Source organism: Lamprobacter sp. (genome assembly GCF_034860625.1).
GTDB lineage: Bacteria > Pseudomonadota > Gammaproteobacteria > Chromatiales > Chromatiaceae > Lamprobacter.
Map to the genome: position 1 here is coordinate 1 of NZ_JAYESN010000148.1, position 8,700 is coordinate 8,700.

An 8,700-nucleotide genomic window follows, 5' to 3' on the forward strand; every position below is an offset into this window, starting at 1 on the left:
AAAGAAGTCGATCGCCCTGCGGGTCTGACCGTTGTAGCTGATCTCGCGGTTCTCCAACAGGTAGGACAGGATCTTGAGGAAGTGCGACTTGCCGGAGCCGAAGAAGCCCGAGATCCAGACCCCGATCAGGCCAAGGATCTGCGGATCACCACTGTTGTCGAGGGTCTTGAGGAAGGCGTCGAAGAAGCGCCGGAAGTGAGTGTCCAACTCCTTGGTGATGACGTACTCCTCCAACTCCTGCCAGACCGAGGCAGCATCGTCCTGATCGGCCTTGATGACGCCGTTGATGGGGCGATCGACGGGTTTGGTGAAGAGGTCCTTGATGAGCATGGGGAAGTGAAGAAGTGAAGAAGTTAGGAAGTTAGGAAGTGAGGAAGTCGGGAAGTTGGGGGTTGGGAAGTCGGATCTTTGGGGGAGATTTCCCCCTCCTCTTCACTTCTTCACTTCCCCACTTCTTAACTTCTTAACTCACCCCCCCACCAACCTAAACGCCCGGTAATAAGGCCTATCCTGCAGCAGCCCGAATAGCCTCAGCGACTGCCCATCGTAGGTGCCGGGGTAGAATAGTACGAGCGGGGTGCTGCCCATGCCGGCATGCAGGTTGTTGAGCAGATTGTGGGTGCGCAGCAGCGGGTAGGCACTGCCGATGCCGGAGACCAGCACGACGTCCTGGTTGGCGGGTTCGGTCTGATCGAGCAGGGCTGTCGCGAGCTTGCCAGCATCCAGCGGCGCGGCAAGGGCCTTGAGCAACGCCTGATCACCTTGCTGACGCTGTTTGGCCAGGGCCTTGTCGTAGAAACCGCGCGCCTTGAGGGTGTCGATGATCAGGGAGAACAGATTGACATGCGCGATGCACAGTTCAGGACGCTGCTTGGGGACCTGCGCAAGTAGGAAGGCGATATGTTCGCGCACCGCCAGCTCTTGCTCGGGCGGGTAGTCGAAGGCGTAGAACGGGATCTCGTTGCCGAGGCCGCGGCCTTTGAGGAAGTCATCGGCGGTGATTCGCCCGAGGATCTGGTTCAGGCGCTGCTCGAAGTCGGTGCTCATGCGGTGGTATCCCTATCGGTGAGCTGGATGCAGCGCAGTGCATACCATTCCTCGGCCTCGCGCAAGGCCTGAATGACCTCCGGGGCGATCGGCAAGGGTTGCAGGCTGCAGGCGCGATCAGCAGAAAGATAGCCGGCCTCGCGCAGCATGCCGAAGGCGCGGGTACGCAGCGTGGTGCGCGTCGACTCGCTCCACGCCGGCATCTGCGGATCGCGGGTCTTGCAGTCGGCGAGGTACTGCTCCCAATGCGCGGGCTTGAGGCTGGGCTCGAAACGGCGATAAAGATCGTGGACGACCAAATCAAGGAAGTCGCCGAACAGCGGTGAGTAGGTGACCGTGGCGGCCAGCAGGGTATGGGTCGCCACCGGGCGGCTGCCGTCGCGGATCAACCCCCAGATCGAAGCCGGCAGGGTGCGCAGCCGTGCCCGAATCAGCGTGGCTTTGGTTCGGGCGGTTGAGGGCGAGCGCTTGGCGAGGACATTGTCGACAGTGATCGCGCGTTCCCAGCGCTCGGCATCAACGCCTTCCAACAACAGCGTGGCGATGATCCGACTCTCGGGCAACATCAGCCCGCCTTTGCTGAAATTGGCCTTGTAGCGTCCTGCTTCGCTCAAGCCTGATCTCCTATTGGATAACGCTCGATCGTGGTGCGACCATCGGCATTGCAGGTTCCGCGCATGGCGTGAACCTTGGAGCCAGAACAAGCCTAAGCCGCCAGTGCGGCATCCACCACCTAAAACGGACGTTTTAGCTGCAGACAAGCGCCTATGCAAGCGTTTCCGCGATGCGGCAAACCCGTAATGCCTTTAGAAGGTCGTCTAGTCTAGCGCCTTGGCGTAGATTCGCATCGACTGTCAGCCAATGCAATCGGACCGGCTGTCATGCTTGGCTCGCTTCTGCGTCATCGAGCACGTCATCCGGCAACGACACCGCGTAGACATTGGTATTCTTACCCTGAATCTTGCGCTGCAGCCGATGCTTGTCGCCGCGGCCCTTGACCAGCCAGCCGGCCCTGGCCAGGGCGATCAAGCCTCGCTTCAGATCCTGCCCGTCTAGTGCCTCGCGCAGGCCACTGGCCAGAAAGAGATAGGTCACCTGCCCAGTGGTTGGGTCCTCCTCGGTGTAACCGGCGCGCTCGCGGATCGGGTGTGCTGAGATCGCATGGCGCGGTGCGAAGCGGCTCTCACCATGGCGCTCGATGAAGCTGCGCACCGACTCCAGGATCTGCCGATCCTCGGTCTGCCCGCTGCCCTGCTCAGTCTGCCAGAGATGGTAGGCATCCAGCACCGCGTCAGCCGCGATTCCCGCCGGCCAGCCGGTGATGCCTGCCGCCGTCGCCAACTCACCGGCGGTGCCGATCAGGGCCAGCTGCTTGGCAACGCGTGCAGCCTGTCCATGGGTGACCGACATGCCCTCCATCAAATGCAGCACGGCCCTGGACAGGGTCTGATCCTGCTGCTGACCGACCAGCCAGTGTAAAAAGGCGCGTCCGGCCGTGCCATGCACACGCTGAGTCGCGGCACTCAGGGCATCGGCAAAGGCGGCACCGTCCGCGGCACCGTGGATCTGATCAAAGGCCCCATAGGCGCGCTCCCCCGCCGGCAAATTGATCAGACGCACCGCCTGACCCGCCTGATAGCGTCCGCCATCGGCCTGCATGTGGGCGTTGACGGTGCGCTCGCCACTGGAGAGGATCACGGTGCGCCAGTGCGCGCGTCGTCGAGTGCCGCCCTGAATGTTGGCGCGTCCTTTACCGCGGCCATTGGCCAACTGATAGATCACCGCTCCGACGTCACGTCCATCGGCCTGGCCCAGTTCATCGAGCGCAAGTAGGGTATCGTTCGATTCGGCTGCCGCGGCCTCCATACCGTTCGCGGTCGCCTGCCAACTGCGCAGCATGGCCGGACTGCCCCAGACCGAGACGGCTGCGCGGAGGGCGGTGCTCTTGCCGCCGCTGCTGTCGCCATAGAGGTGCAGGCTGGCGTGATCGGCCTGGATCAGGGCCAGCAGTGGGCCAGCAAATGCGGCTGAGATGGCTAACAACAGCACCAGATTCCCAACCGCCGCAGCGGCGACCTGCTCGCGCCACTGCGCCAGGGTCCCGGATTGGGCGTAGTCGAGCGGTTGCGTGGCCTCGGACTCGAAGCGGATCTCGCCGCCACCGACCACGGTGTCCGGCAAGACGAAGCGCCCCTCGTGCCAGCCCAGAGTCGGTACTTGCAGGATCTGGCGCTTGGGCACCTGGTGCATCAGGTACTGCACCAGACGTTGGCGCTGCGTGGGTTCAAACAGCAGGCCTCTGGCCAATAAGGCGCCGCGCAGTTCCAGGCCTTCGCCACGCAAGAGCGGCATCGGCATGATCCACTCACGAACCTGCCCCAGGACATCCGGGAAGCGCAACAGGCGCCCGAAGGCCTCACCACGCGCATCGACTGAGATGGCCTCGACGGTCAGCGGACTGCAGATCCAGTCATCGGATCGGCTGCGTTGACCGTCCTTGCCCTCTCGTACGGCGTGGTACCAGACCCCGGCGCGGCGCAGGCGTTTGCCGTCGTGCCAGGACTTGAGGTAGACCCGCCAACAGGGACAGACATCCAGGCTCGGCGGTGCACTGGCGATGAGGCGGTGCGCCTGCTCATCGGCATCGGAGCGAGCGCTGTTCTGAGGGTTAGGTAGCACCAGCCGCGCCTCAGGTGCTCCCGAGGTAGCACTCGGAATCTTAAGCAGATTCAATGCGGTAGCACCGTTAGCACCGGTAGCACGGAAAAATACGGACCTTTGGTCATCTGCGACCGATGCTGCTTGTTCAGACGGTGTCGCATCCGTGCGAGCGGAGCCTTGGCAGGCCGTCATGGTGTCACCCCGTTGGTACCTGACCAGGCGTGGCCAGGGTCCACATCGGGGCTGCGATCGATCCCTAACCAGGGGATGTTGAACGACGACTGAGCGTTGCTGGCTGGCTTTGTCATAGCGACCACCTCCGTCACTGACCACGCGCGGCGTGCAGTTGGTTGACGAGGGCGTGCATCTCTTCGGGTGTCGCGCCGGCCGTGAGGGCGTTGATGACGGCGTCGATCTCATGGCTGGGCCAAGCGACGGCGCGTTGGCCGATCTTGACCGGGCGTGGCAGCAGGCCGGCGGCAATATCGGCATAGACGCTGGCACGGGAACGGCCGATACGGCGTTCGACTTCGGGGCGGCGTAAGAGAGAGGTGGTGTGGGGCATCGTTGCGGCATCCTGGTTGTGGAGATCAGTACTGGGCGGGGATTGCTCCCGCGCCCAGCGTGCTGTCTTCAGAACTCAGGAAGCGCCGCCGGTGCTCAATACCGGGCTTGGCCTAACGGCTGTTAAGGGATCGCAAGGCCCTTGCGGGGTGCCGATTCACTTCCGTCTCGCAGATGGGCGCAGACTCATGTTGTCCAAGGATGGAACCACAGGGCCAAGCGCCGAAGAGCTTCACATCATCATTGTGGTCACCCAGGCGGGCACGGCATTCGGCTCCATCGTCGTGCCTGAGAGGCCCGCTCGCCTATTGCCGCTGGCGGACTTCATCACCATCTTCGATAGCCTGAGTAACCTTGGCGAATTGGAGCGCTACTGGAAGTTCGTTGACGCTCAGAGACGATTGCTGAGCCCTTTCTCTACCGGGCCAACGGATTTGTATGCTTCATTCAAGGACACACACGGCGTACTTGTCGAAGGGGCGATTTCACCCAACCTTATCGGATTGGACCCTCACTGGGGAACCTCCTGGCGTTTCAAGGAGCTAGTAGACTTCTGGTCGTATGCACCGAGCGTATTTCCAGATGGCGCCGCTGGCTGGAGGCTGACACAAGGAACCGAAGGCGTTGTTGAACTCAAATCGCGCCATCACAAGGCAGTCGCGTACTCAACATCAGCTGGCCTCTGCACCATTCAAACCCTGGTGGAAGTTTCTGAAGGCCTGCGGATCAATGATGCTCGCATGGTCGACCTCTTCGCCCAACTCCTTGCGGACTGCACCTACCGCTGCCGCAAGCTGATGGCGGACATCCCGCTGTTTCGACTGCCGCATGTCCTGTTCATCTGTGAGCTAGCCCCTTCCTGCTCTGTTGGCGATAATGAATCTCCTCCTCCAATAGAGGGATTCGCGCGAGCTGTGACTTCAGCAGAAGAGGATGCGGTTCGCAATGGCCTGTTTCATCTCCAGGTCGACGCCCGTGCAGTGCTCGCAGGGCTAAACGCGGCTAAAGACGCCTCGTTCGAAGTTCGATGCTTATTGGAGACGCTCGAAAGCTGCCACGCTGCATGTGGATTGGAGTTACCACTCGGTCTTGGAGACCGGCTTCGCGACAGAGCGTCAGAGCCTGCTCGCTACCACCTAAAGGTTATGGACCGAAAGGTCGATGTCCCTGACTACGTCGAACCTATCATTCCCTTGCCCGCCGACTACAAGCTTGCCCGCAAGCATTTAGCTTCCGAAATCATGGCGCTCGGTTTGACTCCAGGGCGCTATGAGCTTTCCGAGGCCAAGGCCAGAATTGATCCTGCCAGCGCCCGTTTGCGTCTTCACATCGAGAGTCGACTCGCCTCGCTAGACAGGCATCAACTGCTGCAGGCATTTATTGAGCAGCATGATGCGCTCCTGGTTATCGAGAGAATGAGGATTCAACGAGCCCGTCAGAGCCTCGCTCATGATGTGGACTACGACAGATTAGACGCCGTTGAAAAAGCTCGTAAAGAGTTTGGCTCCGCAGCTCGTCACTATCGATATCTGCTCGAAAAGACTGTCAGCTTACCGGCGACAGGAATCGGGGAAGTCACTGGCGATGTTTTGCGCGAGTTGGTTGGCCTGGTTGATTGGTACATGGTGCTTACAGGAGCCAGCGACGTCCTCCACAACGGCATAGACGTTGGTGGCGTTGTGATCGACGATTTCTACATTCCCGAGATGTTCTACTCGACCGGCTCCGACGACCGAGACGCGGAATTCGCCCGCGAGTATGCGAAGTCACGGCTGGGGCTTGGAACAAACAGCGAAGATGCCGTGGAGGGCGCGCCCGAGGGCTTTCTGTCCTCAGAAAAGCTTAAGAGTGCTTTCGCGGCCGACCTGGGATTCGATCTGCAGAGCCTAATCACCGCTCTCGCGGTTCTGTCACAAGCTCAGAGGTATGGCTTCGGCGATGAACTCTCCCTTTCTTATGCCGCGACCCCAGACCGTGTCGCCCAAGTCTTGGCCAACAGCATTGAGGGGCTTGAGCTTGCAGAGGCCGAAAGGATCGTGGCGTTCCTTACGCTCTCGGAGGCAGGCGTCCGCAGGCTCTCCGGGAGGAATGTCGATGAGGACGATGTCCCGTACTGGGAGCACAGTAAGAGAATCCATCGATACGCGATCCGGCCGCTGGTCGTCGACGGCACAGACTTACGTTGGGGTGCGGAGGCGGCCAGCCGGTCGATGCACAACTGGATGTCGGCGGTGCGGGACGGCTACCTCCCGGCGGACTTCGGGTGGCGCCATGTTGACCCAGTCATTCGGGAGATCAAGGAGGGTATCGAGAAGCGGTTGGAGCTTCGCACCGAGGAGATATTCCGTCGGCACACTCCGTTCGTCCAGCGAGGCATCGATTTCTTCAGGAGATTCCGCGGCGAGAGGTTCGAGGACGTTGGTGACTTTGACGTCTTCGCGTACTGGCCAGATGCAAACTTGCTCGTGACGGTGGAGTGCAAGTACAACCAGCCACCCTACACACTGAAAGATGGCCGTCGACTCCGTGACCGCATATTTGGCAAAACGGAGGACGACAAGTCTGGGCAGTTCAGTCGAATACTGCGTCGAAGGCAGTTTCTCAATAAGAACCGTTCGAAGATGCTTGAGTTGCTGAAGTGGCCGGGATCGGAAGACGAGACCTTCAGGCACGTGGAACTCTACGTGAGCCGTAACGTGTATTACTGGATGGTTCATCCGCCTTACCGTATACCAACCAAGTTCGTGCAAGTGGACGCATTGGACACCTGGATCAAGACTGAACTCATCACGTCGCGCAGTCATATCTGAGAAATCACGGATGTAGTTACTCATGATTCCTTTGACGGCAGAACATATAGTTGCACCCGGTGATGCAGCGAAAATTAGCTGTTCCTGTGGTCGGATAACCTTTCGTCGTGCGCGCTGTCGACGAGCTGGTTCTGCTGGTTATTCAGGGTTACCGAGGGCGTTATGTCTGCTACGGGTCGCAAGCGGACGTTGATACTTGTGCCATCCGGCGCCCAGCTTTCGCCACCAACTGCCACTCGGGGCAGTACTCCTTCAATTCTGAGAATTCGTATGATTGTCGACGGCAAATTTCAGAATGCGCACGCCTTCTGATTAGATATATATAGGGATCGCAGTTTGAATAGCGGCATAATCACACCACAGGAACTCGTCGCAAATCTCGAAGTCCTTCGCGGAAAGATCGCCCGCAAGCCGACCGACTATATCCCCCGAAAGGATTTCCCACGATCGATATACGATTCGCTCTCGAAGTACACTCGCACGACTCATGTAAACAGCAATCTAGCGTTCTCTGATTTCTTCCGAGAACTTTTTCTATGGCCATTCCCGTTCTTCGTGCTTTCGTTTTCTGATAACAAGTATTGGTTCTGGACAGCAGCCCTCCCCTCGCTGAGCTGGCTTTATCTGCGCATGTGGGTTGAGTCCTTGAGACGATCCTCGGCACGAGATGGCATGGATACTGCCCGGGTGACCAAATTCGTTGACGAGGCCATGGTTACGCTGGTGCGGCTTTCTTGCAGAAGTTTATTTGGTCGCTGGAAATCTACAGACATCCTTTCTGGCCACCAACAAGAACTTGACGAAATTCGAGCTGTGTATCTCAAAGGATACTGGTATCCGTGCATTACAGGAATATTCCCTCTGCTAGACTATGTCTGTCGGAAGATGCTGAATACGGAAGACTTGCGGAAAGGGGTCGGCCAGATCAATAAAGTCTTCCAAGACGCCAGTATTTGTCTAGAATCGCTGCGGCCTGGGCATGGAGCCTGGGACTTCGCTGAGAAGACTGGAGCTAATGCGCAAGACTTGAGCGACCAGGATCTCCGGTTGATTGGGGTTGCCTTAGAATCATTCCTGCACTTTGCAGGAGCATATTATGGGCACGCTACCAGCGCCCGAGATGCGGTGGCACTAAACAGGCACACGGTTCTGCATGGCGCAAGAGATAGGGTTTGGACTAGAGAAGATGCCAGCAAGTTGCTGCTTTTTCTTGATCTCATGCTCATGCTTATTCCGGTATTTGAAATCCTGTTGGCATCTGAGGGTCAAGAGTAATGGCCAGTTCCGGCCCGGTTCTCGAGAGCCCCTCAGTGCGAGCACTGATGGGGTGAGCAACCACCCTGGCACTAAGATTGCGTACCTGACGAATGGAAGAGCGTAGGAAAGACCAGCAGTTCAAGCTCATGGCTTCGATCTGGCCAAGCGAATTTTTCAACTCTACGCCGTCGATGCAACGGGGCAGCCGGCTCGGGCGCATCCTGCCCTGCGGGCGGGAGCAATTGGGGCGGAGTAGGTGGAGCTTTGACGAGGACCGCTCCGGGTCGAATCCTGACCCTCACACCCACATCCCTTCATGTCCGTCTTTTGGAATCAGCGCCACGAATCGATCTGCGGCCTC

7 protein-coding genes are annotated in these 8,700 nt (G+C 59.1%); 2 read left to right on the top strand and 5 right to left on the bottom strand.

The genetic code is table 11. The features are described from left to right. The 5 genes from VBE63_RS22040 to VBE63_RS22060 all read right to left on the bottom strand — a co-directional run. The coding region (locus VBE63_RS22040; protein WP_323685173.1) for a hypothetical protein at positions 1-330 on the bottom strand (330 nt) is incomplete at its 3' end. Positions 331-468: 138 nt separating this feature from the next. Continuing rightward, complete coding sequence (locus VBE63_RS22045; RefSeq protein ID WP_323685174.1) at positions 469-1,047, bottom strand: DUF1788 domain-containing protein; 579 nt, start codon at positions 1,045-1,047, stop codon at positions 469-471. Further along, complete coding sequence (locus VBE63_RS22050; RefSeq protein ID WP_323685175.1) at positions 1,044-1,661, bottom strand: DUF1819 family protein; 618 nt, start codon at positions 1,659-1,661, stop codon at positions 1,044-1,046. Before VBE63_RS22050 ends, VBE63_RS22045 begins: the two co-directional genes overlap by 4 nt. A 265-nt stretch (positions 1,662-1,926) precedes the next feature. Then, complete coding sequence (locus VBE63_RS22055) at positions 1,927-3,726, bottom strand: DUF927 domain-containing protein (protein WP_323685176.1); 1,800 nt, start codon at positions 3,724-3,726, stop codon at positions 1,927-1,929. A gap of 304 nt (positions 3,727-4,030) precedes the next feature. Continuing rightward, on the bottom strand, positions 4,031-4,273 hold the full coding sequence (locus VBE63_RS22060) for a helix-turn-helix transcriptional regulator (RefSeq protein WP_322829005.1): 243 nt from the start codon (positions 4,271-4,273) through the stop codon (positions 4,031-4,033). A gap of 187 nt (positions 4,274-4,460) precedes the next feature. On the opposite strand from VBE63_RS22060, the gene VBE63_RS22065 reads away from it, so the two are divergent. Both VBE63_RS22065 and VBE63_RS22070 read left to right on the top strand, forming a co-directional pair. Continuing rightward, positions 4,461-7,082 (top strand): hypothetical protein, encoded by a 2,622-nt coding sequence (locus VBE63_RS22065; RefSeq protein WP_323685177.1) that lies wholly within the window; start codon positions 4,461-4,463, stop codon positions 7,080-7,082. 336 nt (positions 7,083-7,418) lie between these two features. Next, the gene (locus VBE63_RS22070; protein ID WP_323685178.1) at positions 7,419-8,357 is read left to right on the top strand and encodes a hypothetical protein; all 939 of its coding nucleotides are present in this window, start codon (positions 7,419-7,421) and stop codon (positions 8,355-8,357) included. Positions 8,358-8,700 lie beyond the last annotated feature (343 nt).